Source organism: Nitrospirillum amazonense, from assembly GCF_007828045.1.
GTDB lineage: Bacteria > Pseudomonadota > Alphaproteobacteria > Azospirillales > Azospirillaceae > Nitrospirillum > Nitrospirillum amazonense_C.
Window position 1 is genome coordinate 386504 of record NZ_VITN01000004.1, and the last position, 16078, is coordinate 402581.

General features: G+C 67.8%; 19 protein-coding genes. 17 read left to right on the top strand and 2 right to left on the bottom strand.

The window, feature by feature from the left end:
* Nucleotides 1-216: 216 nt before the first annotated feature.
* The 3 genes from FBZ89_RS09385 to FBZ89_RS09395 are packed head-to-tail and all read left to right on the top strand — an operon-like array spanning nt 217 to nt 2535.
* Nucleotides 217-1077 (top strand): alpha/beta fold hydrolase, encoded by an 861-nt coding sequence (locus tag FBZ89_RS09385; protein ID WP_145749727.1) that lies wholly within the window; start codon nt 217-219, stop codon nt 1075-1077.
* A 16-nt stretch (nt 1078-1093) separates the two neighbouring features.
* The gene (locus FBZ89_RS09390) at nt 1094-2107 is read left to right on the top strand and encodes a YheT family hydrolase (RefSeq protein ID WP_246172108.1); all 1014 of its coding nucleotides are present in this window, start codon (nt 1094-1096) and stop codon (nt 2105-2107) included.
* A gap of 38 nt (nt 2108-2145) precedes the next feature.
* Complete coding sequence (locus FBZ89_RS09395; RefSeq protein ID WP_145749729.1) at nt 2146-2535, top strand: VOC family protein; 390 nt, start codon at nt 2146-2148, stop codon at nt 2533-2535.
* A 50-nt stretch (nt 2536-2585) separates the two neighbouring features.
* Here the strand turns inward: FBZ89_RS09395 and hemB are convergent, their stop codons facing one another.
* Complete coding sequence (gene hemB, locus FBZ89_RS09400; RefSeq protein WP_145749730.1) at nt 2586-3608, bottom strand: porphobilinogen synthase; 1023 nt, start codon at nt 3606-3608, stop codon at nt 2586-2588.
* A gap of 282 nt (nt 3609-3890) precedes the next feature.
* Between hemB and FBZ89_RS09405 the strand changes: the two genes are divergently transcribed.
* From FBZ89_RS09405 to FBZ89_RS09415, 3 genes are all read left to right on the top strand, one after another.
* A complete protein-coding gene (locus FBZ89_RS09405) occupies nt 3891-5009 on the top strand; it encodes an enoyl-CoA hydratase/isomerase family protein (RefSeq protein WP_145749731.1) in 1119 nt (372 codons plus the stop codon).
* A 277-nt stretch (nt 5010-5286) separates the two neighbouring features.
* On the top strand, nt 5287-5760 hold the full coding sequence (locus tag FBZ89_RS09410) for a MarR family winged helix-turn-helix transcriptional regulator (protein WP_145749732.1): 474 nt from the start codon (nt 5287-5289) through the stop codon (nt 5758-5760).
* 31 nt (nt 5761-5791) lie between these two features.
* Nucleotides 5792-6001, top strand: coding sequence for a DUF6898 family protein (locus FBZ89_RS09415; protein WP_040845357.1), 210 nt, complete (start codon nt 5792-5794; stop codon nt 5999-6001).
* A 117-nt stretch (nt 6002-6118) separates the two neighbouring features.
* Here FBZ89_RS09415 and FBZ89_RS09420 read toward each other — a convergent pair whose 3' ends face one another.
* Nucleotides 6119-6562, bottom strand: a complete 444-nt coding sequence (locus FBZ89_RS09420) for a Ros/MucR family transcriptional regulator (protein ID WP_145749733.1) — start codon at nt 6560-6562, stop codon at nt 6119-6121.
* Between the two features lie 564 nt (nt 6563-7126).
* Here FBZ89_RS09420 and rpiB point away from each other — a divergent pair.
* The 11 genes from rpiB (at nt 7127) to FBZ89_RS09475 (ending at nt 15984) form a co-directional block, all read left to right on the top strand.
* Nucleotides 7127-7561 carry a ribose 5-phosphate isomerase B gene (gene rpiB / locus FBZ89_RS09425; protein WP_145749734.1) on the top strand — a complete coding sequence of 145 codons (435 nt, stop codon included), beginning with the start codon at nt 7127-7129 and terminating at the stop codon, nt 7559-7561.
* A 71-nt stretch (nt 7562-7632) separates the two neighbouring features.
* Nucleotides 7633-8913: a serine hydroxymethyltransferase gene (glyA, locus tag FBZ89_RS09430; RefSeq protein ID WP_145749735.1), complete on the top strand. Its 1281-nt coding sequence runs from the start codon at nt 7633-7635 to the stop codon at nt 8911-8913.
* 45 nt (nt 8914-8958) lie between these two features.
* The gene (gene nrdR / locus FBZ89_RS09435) at nt 8959-9420 is read left to right on the top strand and encodes a transcriptional regulator NrdR (protein ID WP_088871453.1); all 462 of its coding nucleotides are present in this window, start codon (nt 8959-8961) and stop codon (nt 9418-9420) included.
* Between the two features lie 83 nt (nt 9421-9503).
* Nucleotides 9504-10628 (top strand): bifunctional diaminohydroxyphosphoribosylaminopyrimidine deaminase/5-amino-6-(5-phosphoribosylamino)uracil reductase RibD, encoded by a 1125-nt coding sequence (gene ribD / locus FBZ89_RS09440; protein ID WP_246172109.1) that lies wholly within the window; start codon nt 9504-9506, stop codon nt 10626-10628.
* A 77-nt stretch (nt 10629-10705) separates the two neighbouring features.
* Complete coding sequence (locus FBZ89_RS09445) at nt 10706-11317, top strand: riboflavin synthase (RefSeq protein WP_145749736.1); 612 nt, start codon at nt 10706-10708, stop codon at nt 11315-11317.
* On the top strand, nt 11314-12450 hold the full coding sequence (gene ribB, locus FBZ89_RS09450; protein ID WP_145749737.1) for a 3,4-dihydroxy-2-butanone-4-phosphate synthase: 1137 nt from the start codon (nt 11314-11316) through the stop codon (nt 12448-12450). The genes FBZ89_RS09445 and ribB overlap by 4 nt, the downstream gene beginning before the upstream one ends.
* 12 nt (nt 12451-12462) lie before the next feature.
* Nucleotides 12463-12927 (top strand): 6,7-dimethyl-8-ribityllumazine synthase, encoded by a 465-nt coding sequence (locus tag FBZ89_RS09455; RefSeq protein WP_145749738.1) that lies wholly within the window; start codon nt 12463-12465, stop codon nt 12925-12927.
* Nucleotides 12928-13227: 300 nt separating this feature from the next.
* Nucleotides 13228-13785, top strand: a complete 558-nt coding sequence (nusB, locus tag FBZ89_RS09460) for a transcription antitermination factor NusB (RefSeq protein WP_246172110.1) — start codon at nt 13228-13230, stop codon at nt 13783-13785.
* Between the two features lie 34 nt (nt 13786-13819).
* Nucleotides 13820-14896 carry a thiamine-phosphate kinase gene (gene thiL / locus FBZ89_RS09465; RefSeq protein ID WP_145749740.1) on the top strand — a complete coding sequence of 359 codons (1077 nt, stop codon included), beginning with the start codon at nt 13820-13822 and terminating at the stop codon, nt 14894-14896.
* A 144-nt stretch (nt 14897-15040) separates the two neighbouring features.
* Nucleotides 15041-15493 carry a flagellar basal body-associated FliL family protein gene (locus FBZ89_RS09470; RefSeq protein WP_040847063.1) on the top strand — a complete coding sequence of 151 codons (453 nt, stop codon included), beginning with the start codon at nt 15041-15043 and terminating at the stop codon, nt 15491-15493.
* Between the two features lie 11 nt (nt 15494-15504).
* Nucleotides 15505-15984, top strand: a complete 480-nt coding sequence (locus tag FBZ89_RS09475; protein ID WP_145749741.1) for a GNAT family N-acetyltransferase — start codon at nt 15505-15507, stop codon at nt 15982-15984.
* The last annotated feature ends 94 nt before the right edge of the window (nt 15985-16078 follow it).

The window sequence follows — 16078 nt, forward strand, 5'->3', positions numbered from 1 at the left end:
AACACTGTGACCAGGGCAGTGTAACCGGGGCCGGGGCCACCGCGACAGATCCTAAATGGATCGCCTGCGGGATAGCCCCGCGCATCCGGCCGGGATCGGTACCCAGCCGGAACGAACACCCCCGAACGAGCAATCGTGGGCGCCATATGGTCACGCTTCGCCCCGTGGCCAAGGGTGGGCTTTCCCCGAGCCGGGGGCCATGGTATCGCTTTGCCCATGGCGACCATGACCGAACATACCCTTCGGGGTCTCTCCGCCCTGGGCTTCCACCGCCTGGCCTATACGCAGTGGCGTCCGGATACCGGACACGCCAGCCGCACCATCGTCTGCTGCCATGGCCTGACCCGCAACGGCCGCGACTTCGACGTGCTGGCGGCGGACCTGGCGGACAGCCTGGGCGCCCGGGTGGTCTGCCCCGACGTGGTGGGCCGCGGCAAGAGCGGCACGCTGGCCAATCCCGACCTCTACGGCTACCCGCAGTACCTGGCGGACATGGCGGCCCTGATCGCGCGCCTGGATGTGGAGAGCCTGGACTGGGTCGGCACCTCCATGGGCGGCCTGATCGGCATGATCCTGGCAGCCCAGGGCGACACCCCCGTCACCCGCCTGGTGGTGAACGATGTCGGCCCGTTGGTGCCCAAGGCGGCGCTGGAACGCATCGGCACCTATGTCGGCACCAACCCGGTCTTCCGGACGGTGGAGGAGGTGCAGCGCTACCTCAGCCTGGTCTACGCCCCCTTCGGCGACCTGACGGAAGCGCAGTGGCGCCACCTGGCGGAGCACGGCTATTGGACGCGACCCGACGGCACGCTGGGCCTGGCCTACGACACCGGCATCGCCCGCGCCTTTCAGACCCAGCCCATCACCGATGTCGATCTATGGCCGGTGTGGGGCATGATCCGCTGCCCCGTCCTGGCCGTCCGTGGCCTGCAGTCCGACCTGCTGACGGCGGAGATCGCGCGGGCGATGACGGAGCGGGGCCCCAAGGCCACGCTGTTCGAGGTGGCCGACGCCGGCCATGCCCCGGCGCTGATGGATCCGGCGCAGCTGGCGGCCGTGCGCGACTTCCTGCGCTAGGGTGCCTCTCCCGCCCTTGCCCCCGGGCTATCCGCCCTTCCGGCCACGCCTGCCGTGGCTGGGTCCCGACCTGCAGACCTTGCGCAACACGCTGCGCCAGCCCCGGCACCCCCTGCCGGCGGGACAGGCGCTTATCTTCCCCATGGCGGACAGCAGCGGCGACAGCCTGGCCGGCACGCTGCATCGCCCGGCGGCGGCGGCGGCCGCTCGCCCACTGGTGGTGCTGATCCACGGGCTGGCGGGGTCGGAGGACAGCCCCTACATCCGCGCCGCCGCCGGGGCGGTGCTGGCGCGCGGCCATGCCGTCCTGCGCCTGAACTTGCGCGGCGCCGGTCCCTTCGTCGGGCGGACGCGCCAGCGCTATCACGCCGGCCGCTCGCAGGATGCCCGCGCCGTGCTGGCGCACCTGGCCACCACCCTGCCGGATCTGACGGCGGCCGGCGTGGTGGTGGTGGGTTATTCCCTCGCCGGCAACATGGTGCTGAAGCTGATGGGGGAGGTGGGGGCGCTGCCCCCCATGGTGCGCGGCGGCGTGGCCGTGTCGGCGCCCATCGACCTGTCCGCCACGTCCCGCCGCTTCCTGAAGGCGCGCAACCGCCCCTACCACCTGTGGCTGCTGCGACAGATGAAGGCGGAGACGCTGGCCACACCGGCCGAGCCGGGAAGCGCCGAGGCGGAACGCCAGGCGGCGGTGCGCCGCGCCCGCACCATCTACGACTTCGACGACGGCTATGTGGCGCCGGCCAACGGCTGGGGGGACGCGGAGGAATACTACCGGGTCAACAGCGCGCTCCAGTTCCTGCCCGCCATCACCCGGCCCACCCTGGTCATCCACGCGCTGGACGATCCCTGGATCGCGCCGGAGCCCTATCTGACCTTCGACTGGGCGGCGCACCCGGCCCTGGTGCCCCTGATCGTGACCAAAGGGGGGCATGTCGGATTTCATGCCGCGCGCGCGGGGCGGGGCGCTATTTTAGGTGGTGGATGGCTCGATCGATGCCTGGTGCGTTTTCTGGAAACGCTGGCATGATGGAGGCGCGATAATAAACATATGGGAGGGTCATTCCTGTGCTGGATCACATCGGCTTCTCGGTCGCCGACTTCGCGACCTCCTCCGCCTTCTACGATCACGCCCTGGCCCCGTTGGGCATCACCCGCCTCATGGACATCACCGCGGAGATGACGGGCGCCGGCGCCCATGCCGGCTATGGGAGTGACGACAAGTGCTACTTCTGGATCGGAACGGGGCGGCGCCTGCAGGGCGGCGCCCTGCACGTCTGCTTCGCGGCGGCGGATCGCAAGACGGTCGATGCCTTCTACGCCGCGGCCCTGGCCGCCGGCGGCCGGGATAACGGTGCCCCGGGCCTGCGCCCGCACTATCATCCCAACTATTACGGGGCCTTCGTGCTGGACCCCGACGGCCACAATATCGAGGCCGTCTGCCACGACCCCGAATGACGGAAAGGGCGGCGCGGACCGGACACGCGTCCGGTCCGCGCCTTGCCCGGTCAGTGGCCGGCCCGTAGCAGGCGGGCGGCGTCGACGGCGCCATAGGTCAGGACGGCATCCGCCCCGGCGCGCCGGAAGGCCAGCAGCGTTTCCAGCAGCGACTTCTCATAGTCCATCCAGCCGTTCCGGGCGGCCGCCTTCATCATGGCGAACTCGCCACTCACCTGATAGGCGAAGGTGGGCACGCCGAACTCCGCCTTCACCCGGTGGACGATGTCCAGGTAGGGCAGGCCCGGCTTCACCATGACCATGTCGGCACCTTCCTCCAGGTCCAGTTGCACCTCGCGCAGGGCCTCGTTGGTGTTGGCCGAGTCCATCTGGTAGGTGCGCTTGTCGCCCTTCAGCAGGCCACCGGTCTTCACCGCGTCGCGGAAGGGGCCGTAGAAGGCGGAGGCGTACTTGGCGGCATAGGCGCATATGCGGGTCAGCTCATGCCCGCTTTCGTCCAGCGCGTCGCGGATGGCGCCGACGCGCCCGTCCATCATGTCGGACGGGGCAATGATGTCGCAGCCCGCCGCCGCCTGCACCAGCGACTGCTGCACCAGCACGGCCACCGTTTCATCGTTCAGGATGCGGCCATCGGTGACGATGCCGTCGTGACCGTGGCTGGTGTAGGGGTCCAGCGCCACGTCGCCCAGGGTGCCGATGTCCGGCACCTCGCGCTTGATGGCGCGCAAGGCGCGGCACATCAGGTTGTCGGGGTTGGTCGCCTCGCTGCCCATGGGGTCCTTCTGGTCCGCCGGCAGGCAGGGGAACAGGGCCACGCAGGGGATGCCCAGGTCGCGCGCCTCGGCCACGGCCGGCACCAGCAGATCGATGCTGAGCCGCTCCACCCCCGGCATGGAGGCGACAGGCTCCCGCTGGTTCTCACCATCCACCACGAAGACGGGCCAGATCAGGTCGTCGACCGACAGCCGGGTTTCCGCCACCAGCCGGCGCGTCCAGGCGTCGACGCGGTTGCGGCGCGGACGCTGGCGGGGATCGCCGCCGAAACGGCGGGGCAGGGAGGCATGATCAACCATGGGAAGGTCTCCAAGTCCTTGAGACGTTTGGGAATGACGTTGGGTAAGGAACCGGTGCCGGGAATGCTACGCCTGGGATCCCCGCCCCTCAAGGGCGTGGACGGCGGTGGGCCGCCCGCCCAGGTCAACGCTGCCCTGCCGGGGGCGGCGATGGCCGCTGGGCTGGCATTGCCCGGTGCCGCTCCCTATGATCACCCGCAACGGGCGGGGCTCCTGGCCGCCGCCCCACAGATAAATCCGAAGGTCCCCGAGGGGCCTCGGCAACCTTCAGGGGATGAGGGAATGAGCGAAACCGTGGATCCGGGTGCGGCGGAACAGCCCCACGTCATCTGCACCGTGCGCGGCGCCATCGGCCATGTGTTGCTGAACCGACCCAAGGCGCTGAACGCGCTGACCTTGGACATGATCCGCGTCATCGATCCGCAGCTGGCCGCCTGGGCCCGGGACCCGGCCGTCAAGGCGGTGGTCATCCAGGGGGCCGGGGACCGCGCCTTCTGCGCCGGCGGCGACGTGCGCGCCGTGTGGGACAGCGGCAAGGCCCTGCGGGCCGGGGAGGGGGACGGCGCCATCGCCCGCGACTTCTTCCGTGAGGAATACCGGTTGAACCGCCGCATCAAGCGCTACCCCAAGCCCTACATCGCGTTGCTGGACGGCATCACCATGGGCGGCGGCGTGGGCCTGTCGGTGCACGGCAGCCACCGGGTGACGACGGAGAAGACCCTGCTGGCCATGCCGGAGACTGGCATCGGCCTGTTCCCCGACGTGGGTGGCGGCTACTTCCTGTCCCGCTTGCCGGGGGAACTGGGCACCTATCTGGCGCTGACCGGCGCCCGCCTGGGCGCCGCCGACGCCGCCTATGCCGGAATCGCCACCCATCACCTCCCCTCCGCCCGGTTGGGCGCGCTGCTGGAGGATCTGGCCGCCGCCAGCTACGGCGCGCATGCGCACGCCACCGTCGATACCATCCTGGCCCGCCATGCCGCCTTCCCCGGCGAGGCGCCGCTGGCCGCCCACACGCCCTCGATCGACCGGAGCTTCAACGCCGAAACGGTGGAGGAGATCCTGGCCTGCCTATGCGATGAAACGCAGGGCTTCGACGACACCTGGGCGTCGACCACGGTGAAGACCCTGTCGCAGATGTCGCCCACCAGCCTGAAGGTGACCTTGAGCCAGCTGCGCCGGGGCGTATCGCTGGAGATCGAGGACGTGTTGGTCATGGAATACCGCATGACCCAGGCGGTGATGGCCGGCCATGACTTTTACGAAGGTATCCGGGCCCAGCTGGTGGACAAGGACCGGCAGCCGAAATGGCGGCCGGCGACCCTGGCCGAGGTATCCGAGTCTGAGGTGGCACGGCACTTCCAGCCGGTGCCGTCGGGGGATCTCATCTTCACCGATTGACGTACACCGAAGCGGCAGGCCGGGCGGGAATCGGCCCGGCTATCCCTCCGGAAGATATACGCCGGACAAATGGGTAAGCGACCTGTCCTTTAGGGGTAGGTTGGCGTCGGCTTAGCCCCCAGATTCTGAGCATTTCTTACATTATCGGGTCGATTACCCCGGGGCGATGCGTTAAAGTCTTGTCCGTCCAATGGAATCTACGTATCCCAAATGGTTCGTGCCGGTTTACTTGCCGGTGGACACTCTATGTCGTCGGTTCAGTGTGAAGGAGAGGGCTTTGAAGCAACCTTACTACGACAGCATCCTGTTGATCGAAAGGCTGCATCGGCACTTTCTGGAAGTGCTGAAGGTGGAACTGGACCGGCAGGGTGTGCAGGACATCAACAACGTCCAGAGCTTGATTCTATACAATATCGGTGAGGATGAGCTGACGGTGGGGGAATTGACCGCCCGGGGCTACTACCTGGGGTCGAATGTCTCCTACAACGTCAAGAAGATGCATGAAAACGGCTACCTGACGCAGGAGCGGTCGGCCCATGACCGCCGGTCCGTGCGCGTTCGCTTGTCCGAAAAAGGCATCGCGCTGCGCGACAAGATCAACACCCTGTTCGAGCGGCAGGTGGGCGCATTGGGTGAGGCCGGCCTGTCGACGGATGAGCTGAACAAGGCCAATGAATTGATGCGCAAGCTGGAGCGGTTCTGGACTTCCGCCCTGGACTACACCAACTATCCTGCCAGTTCCGCCGCCTGAACGTCGGCGTTTATTCCAAGCAGGGTGCCGGATGATGGCCGGGAACGACGAAGTCTATGTCGAATACCATCGGATCGGTCAGATCGTGAAGGCGACCGCCATCGACGCCAACACGGGCGTCGAGGTTTCGATTCAGGGGCCGGCCAACCTGCCGCAGGAACATTTGCGCCGTGTTGTGGTGGCCAAGCTGCGCTACGTCCTGGCGAAAAGGCGCAACAAGCCGCGCGGCATCCTGGCCTGAACCATCCGCCAAGTCTTTGTCCCGAGCCAGAAATAAAAAAACCGCCGCTCCTCATCGGGCGGCGGTTTTCATTTGGGCCGGCCCGGCCCCGGAAGGGCTGGGCCGTAACTCGGTGACTTAGGACGCGCGGCGGCGCGGCTGGTCCGCCGGGGCCTTGCCCAAGCCGATCTTCTTCGCGAATTCCGACCGCTGGGCGGCGTAGTTCGGGGCGACCATGGGATAGTCGGCCGGCAGGCCCCACTTGGCGCGGTATTCGTCAGGGGTCATGTTATAGGTCGAGCGCAGATGCCGCTTCAGCATCTTCAGCTTCTTGCCGTCTTCCAGGCAGACGATGTATTCGGGGGTGACCGACTTGCGCACGGGTACGGCGGGACGCTGCGGCTCCGGCTGAGCTTCGACCTGCGGCGTGTCGAGGCCGGCCAGAGAGCTGTAAACCGTGCTGATGATCTCGGGAATCTGCTGGGCCGGCAGGGCATTTTTGCCAACATAGGCAGAGACGATTTCCGAAGTCATCCGGAGAAGTTGAGACGTGCGCAGGTCGCCGTCCTGTTGTTCAATCATTTCAACTGCCTTGACACATTGGAACGAAGTGGGTGTACCCCTCGCACAGTCATAATGTTATGTCAATGTTAATTCGGCTTGTCCTATCGACGTAGGGCTGGTCTTCATGCCCTTCATCAAGTGTTTAGCCGTGTTGACTTGGATCGGGATAGTTGGGCCGGATTCCGTTGATTGTGATGTCCATCACATGTGGACAATTTTAGACGGATTGCGGGCTTCACCGTTGAGCTGCTGCATTGGCGGGCTATTGCGGGCGCAGGCGATTCTACTGGACGTTGTCGGATGGTCGCCACGACCACCGGCGCGTACGGGCCTGGCGCCCCGCCGCGTTCGGCCGCGGGCGCCGGGTTTAGATCGGCGTGCCGGGCATATCCTGGCTGCGCCGCCAGCGGATCCCGGAACTGGTGCCGGCGGGGCGCATCTGGTAGTGTCCACACGGTTTTTAGCCCCCACTTCTTGTGGCGCCGCACTATTAGCGGGCGCCCGGGCCCGGGGGCGGCGCCGGAGGGGCGGGCCATGCGGGCGCGCCCCGGGTTCGCGCATTCACGAAACGGGTTGGGCCTCATGACCGCCAAGACGTTCGCCATCGCTTCCGATCACGCCGGCATCGAGCTGAAGGCCGCGCTGAAGGCGCTGCTGGAGGAGCAGGGCGTGACCGTCCTGGACCTGGGCACCGATGGCCCCGCCAGCGTCGATTACCCCAATTTCGCCGACGCCGTGGCGGCCGCCCTGGCCGACGGCCGGGCCGAGGCGGGCGTGCTGATCTGCGGCACCGGCATCGGCATCAGCATCGCCGCCAACCGGCACCGCCATGTCCGCGCGGCCCTGTGCCACGACATCACCACCGCCCGCCTCTGCCGCCAGCACAACGACGCCAACGTCCTGGTGCTGGGCGCCCGCATCGTCGGGCTGGAGGTGGCGCGCGATTGCACCTTGGCTTTCCTGTCCACGCCGTATGAAGGGGGACGTCACGCCCGGCGCGTTGCCATGCTGGGCTGAGGCGCTTCCCGGGACCGGCGCCCCGGCGCGGGTCCAGACGACGCGGATCCGCATTAGAGAGGGTTGTCAGAATGGCTTTTACTCAAAGCGCCGGCTTCTTCAGCGACACGCTCGCGGCGGCCGATCCCGAACTGGCCCGCGTCATCGGTGACGAGCTGCGCCGCCAGCAGGATCAGATCGAGTTGATCGCGTCGGAGAACATCGTCTCCCGCGCCGTGCTGGAGGCCCAGGGCTCCGTCCTGACCAACAAGTACGCCGAAGGCTACCCGTCCAAGCGCTACTACGGCGGCTGCGAGTATGTCGACGTGGCCGAGCAGCTGGCCATCGACCGCGCCAAGGCCCTGTTCAACTGCGCCTACGCCAACGTGCAGCCGCATTCCGGCGCCCAGGCCAATCAGGCGGTGTTCATGGCCCTGCTGAAGCCGGGCGACACCTTCATGGGCATGGACCTGACGCATGGCGGCCACCTGACCCATGGGTCCGCCGCCAACCAGTCCGGCAAGTGGTTCAACGTCGTCAGCTACGGCGTGCGGCCGGAAGACCACCGCATCGATTACGAGGCGATGGAGGCCAAGGCCCGCGAGCACAAGCCCAAGCTGATCATCGCCGGCGCCTCCGCCTACCCGCGTGAGATCGACTTCGCCCGCTTCCGCGCCATCGCGGATGAGATCGGCGCCTACCTGATGGTGGACATGGCCCATTACGCGGGCCTGGTCGCCGCCGGCGTGTATCCCAGCCCGGTGCCGCATGCCCACATCGTCACCACCACCACGCACAAGACCCTGCGCGGGCCGCGCGGCGGCATGATCCTGTCCAACGACCTGGACCTGGGCAAGAAGATCAACTCCGCGGTGTTCCCCGGCCTGCAGGGCGGCCCGCTGATGCACGTCATCTCCGCCAAGGCCGTGGCCTTCGGCGAGGCGCTGAAGCCCGAGTTCAAGGAATACGCCGCCCAGGTGAAGGCCAACGCCCAGGTGCTGGCCGACGTGCTGATCAAGGGAGGGCTGGACATCGTTTCCGGCGGCACCGACAGCCACATCGTGCTGGTCGACCTGCGTCCCAAGAAGCTGACGGGCCGTGATGCCGAGGTCAGCCTGGAACACGCCGGCATGACCTGCAACAAGAACGGCGTGCCCTTCGACCCGGAAAAGCCGATGGTGACCTCCGGCGTCCGCCTGGGCACCCCGGCCGCCACTACGCGCGGCTTCGGCACCGAGGAGTTCCGCCAGGTCGGCGAGATGATCATCGAGGTGCTGGACGCGCTGGCCAAGTCCAACGGCGACAACTCGGCCGCCGAGGCGCGGGTGCGGGAACAGGTTCAGGCGCTCTGCCGCCGTTTCCCGATTTACTGAAACAAGGCCGGTTGAACGGCCTTACACGGAGGGGGACCAGGAGTAATGCGCTGCCCGTTTTGTGGTAACGACGACACCCAGGTGAAGGATTCTCGGCCCACCGAGGATAACTCCGCCATCCGCCGCCGCCGCTTCTGCCCCTCCTGCGGCGCGCGGTTCACGACGTTCGAGCGCGTGCAGCTGCGCGAGCTGACCGTGGTGAAGGCGACCGGGCAGCGCGAACCCTTCGACCGCGAGAAGGTCTTGCGGTCGATGCGGGTCGCCTTGCGCAAACGGCCGGTGGATGCCGACCGCATCGACCGGGTGGTGAACTCCATCGTTCGCCAGCTGGAATCGTCCGGTGAGACGGAAATCCCGTCCAAGCAGATCGGCAGCATGGTGATGGATACGCTGGCCCAGTTGGACCAGATCGCCTACATCCGCTATGCGTCGGTCTACAAGGACTTCCGCGAAGTGGCCGATTTCAATGAGTTCGTCGGCCATCTTAAGACCGATCCTGAAGTCTGACGATACGTCCCACACTTTCAGGCGGGGCTTGAAACGGCCCCGCCTGACGGCCCATCCTGTGGACTGAGGAGAGGCCGCATCCCATGTCCACGCTCCATATCCAATTTGATTCCGACGATGTCGCGCACATGCGCGCGGCCTTGTCGCTCGCCGCGCGCGGCTTGGGGCGCTGCTGGCCCAACCCGGCGGTGGGGTGCGTCATCGTCAAGGACGGCCGCGTGGTGGGCCGGGGCTGGACCCAGCCCGGCGGGCGGCCGCATGCCGAGACCGTGGCCCTGGCCCAGGCCGGCAACGCGGCGGAAGGGGCCACCGCCTACGTCACGCTGGAACCCTGCAGCCATGTCGGCAAGACGCCGCCCTGCGCCGACGCGCTGGTGGCGGCCGGCATCAGGCGCGTCGTCGTCGCCATCGGCGATCCCGATCCGCGCGTCTCCGGCCGGGGCATCGCCCGCCTGCGCGACGCCGGCATCGCCGTGGAATTGGGCCTGCTGGAGGATGAGGCGCGGCTGGTGACCGAGGGCTTCCTGCGCCGCGTCACCGAGGGCCGGCCCATGGTGACCCTGAAACTGGCCACCACGCTGGACGGCCGCATCGCCACCAAGGCGCATGAAAGCCAGTGGATCACCGGGCCCGTCGCGCGCTCCTGGGGGCATGGCCTGCGCAGCATCCACGATGCCATCATGGTGGGCATCGGCACGGCCCTGGCCGATGATCCGGAGCTGACGTGCCGCCTGCCGGGGCTGGAGGACAGGTCCCCCATCCGCATCGTGGTGGACAGGCGCCTGCGCTTGCCGCTGACCAGCCGCCTGGTGTGCGACGCCCGCCGCGTACCGGTGTGGGTGGCGACCCTGGCCGGCGGCGACACCACCCGTCGCCGCGCCTATCAGGAATGCGGGGTGGACATCATCGAGATCCCGGCCGACGCCGACGGCGTCATGCCGTTGGCCGACGTGCTGGCGGCCTTGGGCACGCGGGGCCTGACCCGGGTGCTGGTGGAGGGCGGGGCGCAGTTGGCTGCCTCCCTCTTCAAGGAGGATCTGGTGGACCGCCTGGAATGGTATCGCACCGCCAAGGTCATCGGCGGCGACGGCTTGGCGGCGGCCCATGGCTTCGGGCTGGAGCGGCTGAACGCGGCCCCGCGCTTCACGCTGGTGGACGTGCGTCCCGCTGGTGATGACAAGGCCGAGAGCTATCGCCGCACCGGGTGACCGGTTTGCGGTTCTGCGCAAGAAACGCCGCCATTTTCTACTCGCCAGCCGGGGCGCCCCGGCCTAGTTTGTCGCCCATGTTTACCGGACTCATCACGGATGTCGGGCAGGTCACCGCTGTTGAACGGCGTGGCGATACCCGTTTCACCATCGCCACCGGGTTCGACCTGGACACGATCGCCATCGGCGCCTCCATCGCCTGCAACGGCGTCTGCCTCACCGTGGTCGAGAAAGGCCAGGGGGGCGGCCCGGGGGGAGGCCAGGGCTGGTTCAAGGTGGACGTGTCCGCCGAAACTCATTCCAAGACCACCACCGGCACCTGGCAGGCCGGCACGCCCGTCAACCTGGAGCGGTCCTTGCGCCTGGGCGATGAATTGGGCGGCCACCTGGTCTACGGCCATGTCGACGGCGTGATCGACATCGTCGACGTGCAGCCGGACGGCGGCAGCCAGCGCTGGTGGTTCGAGGCGCCGCCGCACCTGGCCCGTTTCATCGCCGCCAAGGGCTCGGTCGCCCTGGATGGCGTGTCGCTGACCGTGAACTCGGTCGAGGGCACGCGCTTCGGCATCAACATCATCCCCCATACCCAGGAAAAGACGACCTTTCAGTATCTGAAGGCCGGCGGGGTAGTGAACTTGGAAGTCGACATGCTGGCGCGCTACGTCGCCCGTCTCGCGGAAACGAAATGATGAGCAACACGCCGGTCTCCGTGGCCCTGTCCACCCCTGAGGAACTGATCGAGGAGGCCCGCGCCGGCCGCATGTTCATCCTGGTGGATGACGAGGATCGTGAGAACGAGGGCGACCTGGTCATCCCGGCGGAGTGCTGCGACGCGGCCGCCGTGAACTTCATGGCCCGTCACGGCCGCGGCCTGATCTGCCTGTCCATGGACACGGCCCAGATCAACCGGTTGAACTTGCCGCTGATGTCGCGGGACAACGCGTCCCGCCACCAGACGGCCTTCACCGTGTCGATCGAGGCGCGGGAAGGGGTCACCACCGGCATCTCCGCACCCGACCGCGCCCGCACCATCGCCGTCGCCATCGACCCCAACAGCGGCCCGCAGGACATCGCCAGCCCCGGCCACATCTTCCCGCTGGTGGCGCGCGATGGCGGCGTGCTGGTCCGCGCCGGCCATACGGAAGCGGCGGTGGACTTCGCCCGCCTGGCGGGCAAGCTGCCGGCCGGCGTGATCTGCGAGATCATGAAGGACGACGGCACCATGGCCCGCCTGCCGGACCTGCTGCCCTTCGCCGCCGAACACGGCCTGAAAATCGGCACCATCGCCGACCTGATCGCCTATCGCCGCCGCACCGAGACGCTGGTGGAGCGCACCTACACCACCGCCATCGAAAGCCGCCACGGCGGCCACTTCACCGTGCACGTCTACAGGAACCGCATCACCGGGGCGGAGCATCTGGCCCTGGTCATGGGCGACGTCGCCGACGGCCGGCCGGTGCTGGCCCGCATGCACGCGCTGGAGGTGGTGCACGACCTGCTGGGCGACGTGCGGCGCCAGGGCGCCGGCGACCTGGACATCGCCATGTCCACCGTGGCGCGTGAGGGCCGGGGCGTCATCGTCGTCATCCGCGACGCGCAGCCCTTCTCGCTGCTGGACCGGCTGCGGGCGCTGGACGGCGCCGGCGCGCCCGACGGCGGACAGCTGCGCGACTATGGCGTGGGCGCGCAGATCCTGCTGGATCTGGGGGTCAAGGAGTTGCACCTGCTGACCAACACCCCCAAGACCCTGGTGGGTGTCGAGGGCTACGGCCTGACCATCCTCAGCCAGCGCGCCATCCCGCCACGTCCGCCGGTCGCCTAAAGGAGCCGCCGCTTGGCCGAAGCCCCCCACATCATGATCGTCGAGGCCCGGTTCTACGAGGACATCGGCGAGGAACTGGTGCGCGGGGCCGTGGCCGAGATCAGCCGGGCCGGCGCGACGTACGAGCATTTCCAGGTGCCGGGAGCGTTCGAGCTGCCGGCGGCCCTGCAGTATGCCGTGAAGTCCATGGACTTTTATTCCGGCCGCCGCCGCTTCGACGGCTATGTGGCGCTGGGCTGCCTCATCCGGGGCGAGACCACGCACTACGATACCGTGGCCGCCGAATGCGCCCGCGGCCTGAACGAGCTGGTGCTGCGCCACACCCTGGCGCTGGGCTACGGCGTGCTGACGGTGGAGAATCGGGAGCAGGCCTGGGCCCGCGCGTCGGTGGCGCAGAAGAACCGGGGTGGGGAGGCGGCCCGCGCCTGCCTGGAGATGATCGAGCTGAAGCGGCAGTTCCGGCTGAACACGCGGTAGTCTGTGCGCCCTCAAGCGGCGGGCGGGGTTTGCTTCGCCCTCAAGCGCCGGGCGCCGACATCCGTCGGCTTGGCTCATCCTCGGCTCGCGTCCTTCGGTGCTCGCTGCGGCGGCCGCCGTCGCGGCCTACAATGGCATGAATTCCGTTGGTATTTTCTTTAGTTGGCAGGGGAGAGCGGCCGCTTTACGGGCAGGCCCGCTATGCCGGATGATTTTTCGGTTGGCCGGCGGGTCCGGCTGCCGCATCTTTCCCTACTTTCCGATTCCCCATCCTTCCTGGCGAAAAGCGTTCCCGACATCATGGCTCCCCGCAAAAAGGTCACCCCCCCCGCGCCCACGCCGGAAGTGAAACTTCCCACGCCCAAGCGGGCCGGTTCCGCCAAGGCGCGGCGCAGCGCTGCCCGCCTGAACGCCGTGCAGGCGCTGTACCAGATCGAGCTGACGGAAAGCTCGCCCGAGGTGATCATCACCGAGTACGCCAATTTCCGCCTGGGCCAGGAACTGGACGGCGACCGCTATGTCTCGGCGGATGGGGAGTTGTTCGCCGCCATCGTGCGCGGCGCCACTTCGCGCCAGCATGAGATCGATCCGGTGCTGAGCCAAGCGCTGGACCGCCAGCACCTGGACCGGCTGGAACTGCTGCTGCGCGCCATCCTGCGCGCCGGCGCGTGGGAACTGCTGGCCGGTGGCGACACCGCCGCCCGCATCGTCATCAACGATTACATCGACGTCGCCCACGGCTTCTTCGCCGGCCGGGAACCCGGCATGATCAACGGCGTTCTGGACAAGGTCGCCCGCATCGTCCGCCCGGATGAGCTGGCGTCCCGCGCCGGCGGCCAAGAGGGCGCCCAGGGCTGACGCCCGCCCCGACGTTGAGAGGTTGACCCAGCGGATGGTGGACACGGGTACCGATCCCTGCGCCCCGGCGCCTGCCGCCGCCAAGCCGGACAAGGGCGCCGACCAGCCGCTGGGGGAATTCGACCGCATCGCCCGCTATTTCCGCCCGCTGGCCCAGGGCTTCCCCGGGGCGCAGGGCCTGCGCGACGACGCCGCCTATGTCAGCGTGCCACCGGGCAAGGAACTGGTGGTCACCACCGACGCCATGGTGGCCGGCGTCCATTTCTTCCCCGACGACGCGCCCGGCCTGGTGGCCGGCAAGCTGCTGCGCACCAACCTGTCCGACCTGGCGGCCAAGGGGGCGGATCCCCTGGCCTACAGCCTGGTGACCAGCCTGCCGCGCACCCTGCCGGAGGAATGGCTGGCCGGATTCGCCAGCGGCTTGGCCGCCGACCAGGCGGAGTTCGGCATCCACCTGCTGGGCGGGGACAGCACCGTTACCGATGGGCCCATCACCCTGGCCATCAGCGCCCTGGGCCTGATCGACACCGGTACAGCCGTCCGCCGCGTCGGCGCCGGGCCGGGCGACCTGGTCTTCGTCACCGGAACCATCGGCGACGCCACGCTGGGCCTGGCCCTGGTCCGCCAGCGCAAGGGGCCCGTGCCCGAGGACGACCGCCAGTTCCTCCTGGACCGCTTCTACCGCCCCCGGCCACGCCTGGGTGTGGGCCCGGTGTTGCGCGCCGGCGCCACCGCGTCGGCCGACGTGTCGGACGGCCTGCTGGCCGACCTGGGACATATCGTGCGTGAAAGCGGCCTGGTGGCGGTGGTGGAGGCCGGACGCATTCCCCTGTCGCCGCCCGCCCGCCGCATGCTGGCCGGGCACGCGTGCACCATCACCGACCTGGCCACGGGCGGCGAGGATTACGAGGTGGTGTTCACCGTCCCGCCGGCCAAGCGCGCCGCCGTCATGGCCGCGGCGGCCAAGGCCAAGCTGACCATCACCGAAATCGGCAGCCTGCGTCCCCTGGCGGCCGGCGGCGGCTACACCGACGGCACCGGTCCCGCCCGGCTGGTGGACGCCATGGGCCGGGACATCACCCCCCGCGCCGCCGGCTGGCAGCACTTCTGATCCTGGTCTATTGTGGCGGTGGGGAGCCTTGCCCTTGGCTGGGCACGGTTTTTTAACGCCCTGGCGTCAGGATGGCGCCCAGGGGTGGGAATTCCGCCCCGTCGCGGTCTTTTCCCTGAATGCTTGTCCCCTGGATGCATATCGATGAAAAAAATTCTTTTCCTGGTGGTGGCGCTGCTGGCCCTGATCGGTGCCGGCGTGGGCGGTTACATCTTCCTGGTCCACAAGGATGGTCAGCCCAAGGCGGAGGAGGAGAAGAAGAAGCCCGTGGGCCCGCCGCAGTTCGTGGATATCGGCCCCTTCGTCCTGCCCGTCATGGGCGACAAGCAGATCGAGCAGAACCTGTTACTGCAGGTGCAAATCCAGGTGGCCAGCGACGAGGCCAAGGATAAGGTCAAGGAACGGCGCTACATCCTGCAGAACGCCTACATCGAGACTCTATACGGCAAGTTGGGCCAGCAGCAGATCAAGGCCGGGCAGGTCATCGACGTGGTGGCGGTGCGCCGCTGGCTGATCGAGGCCACGCCCAAGGTGATGGGCGAGGGCGTGGTCGATGATGTGCTGATCCAGGCCGTCAACCAGCACCCGGCCTACTGACGATGGCGGACATGGTCATCCGCCCCTACCGCCCCGGTGACGAGTCGGGCATCGCCGAACTCATCGTCCCCATCCAGCGGGAAGAGTTCGACATTCCCATCACCTATGCCGAACAGCCCGATCTGCGCGACATTCCAGGCTTTTACCAGCAGGGCGCCGGGGAATTCTGGGTGGCGGAGGAGGGGGAGCGCATCGTCGGCACCATCGCGATGAAGGACATCGGTGACGGCGCGGCCGCCTTGCGCAAGATGTTCGTGGCGGCCAGTCACCGGGGCGCGCCCCATCGGCTGGCCGCCCGCCTGTTGGCGGTTTTGCTGGCACATGCCAGGGACCGGGCGCTGCGGTCCGTGTGTTTGGGCACAACCGCTAAGTTCCTGGCGGCCCATCGATTTTATGAGAAATGCGGTTTTTCCCAGATTACCCCTGACGAGTTACCCCCATCCTTTCCACGCATGGCGGTCGACACCCGGTTTTACTTTCTGACCCTTTAGACGCCACCTTGCGGGGCGATTGCTTAAGCCCTGTTTCCATGTCACTTTTTTCAGGCTGAAACGGCGACCGACACCCAGCGCTCAGAATTGGGGC

What these genes read in the sequence shown, in the direction of transcription:
- FBZ89_RS09385 (WP_145749727.1), top strand. Translation starts at nt 217, where the DNA reads ATGGCGACCATGACCGAACATACCCTTCGGGGTCTCTCCGCCCTGGGC.
- hemB (WP_145749730.1), bottom strand. Translation starts at nt 3,608, where the DNA reads ATGGTTGATCATGCCTCCCTGCCCCGCCGTTTCGGCGGCGATCCCCGC.
- FBZ89_RS09405 (WP_145749731.1), top strand. Translation starts at nt 3,891, where the DNA reads ATGAGCGAAACCGTGGATCCGGGTGCGGCGGAACAGCCCCACGTCATC.
- FBZ89_RS09415 (WP_040845357.1), top strand. Translation starts at nt 5,792, where the DNA reads ATGATGGCCGGGAACGACGAAGTCTATGTCGAATACCATCGGATCGGT.
- FBZ89_RS09420 (WP_145749733.1), bottom strand. Translation starts at nt 6,562, where the DNA reads ATGATTGAACAACAGGACGGCGACCTGCGCACGTCTCAACTTCTCCGG.
- rpiB (WP_145749734.1), top strand. Translation starts at nt 7,127, where the DNA reads ATGACCGCCAAGACGTTCGCCATCGCTTCCGATCACGCCGGCATCGAG.
- glyA (WP_145749735.1), top strand. Translation starts at nt 7,633, where the DNA reads ATGGCTTTTACTCAAAGCGCCGGCTTCTTCAGCGACACGCTCGCGGCG.
- nrdR (WP_088871453.1), top strand. Translation starts at nt 8,959, where the DNA reads ATGCGCTGCCCGTTTTGTGGTAACGACGACACCCAGGTGAAGGATTCT.
- ribD (WP_246172109.1), top strand. Translation starts at nt 9,504, where the DNA reads ATGTCCACGCTCCATATCCAATTTGATTCCGACGATGTCGCGCACATG.
- FBZ89_RS09445 (WP_145749736.1), top strand. Translation starts at nt 10,706, where the DNA reads ATGTTTACCGGACTCATCACGGATGTCGGGCAGGTCACCGCTGTTGAA.
- ribB (WP_145749737.1), top strand. Translation starts at nt 11,314, where the DNA reads ATGATGAGCAACACGCCGGTCTCCGTGGCCCTGTCCACCCCTGAGGAA.
- nusB (WP_246172110.1), top strand. Translation starts at nt 13,228, where the DNA reads ATGGCTCCCCGCAAAAAGGTCACCCCCCCCGCGCCCACGCCGGAAGTG.
- thiL (WP_145749740.1), top strand. Translation starts at nt 13,820, where the DNA reads ATGGTGGACACGGGTACCGATCCCTGCGCCCCGGCGCCTGCCGCCGCC.
- FBZ89_RS09470 (WP_040847063.1), top strand. Translation starts at nt 15,041, where the DNA reads ATGAAAAAAATTCTTTTCCTGGTGGTGGCGCTGCTGGCCCTGATCGGT.
- FBZ89_RS09475 (WP_145749741.1), top strand. Translation starts at nt 15,505, where the DNA reads ATGGTCATCCGCCCCTACCGCCCCGGTGACGAGTCGGGCATCGCCGAA.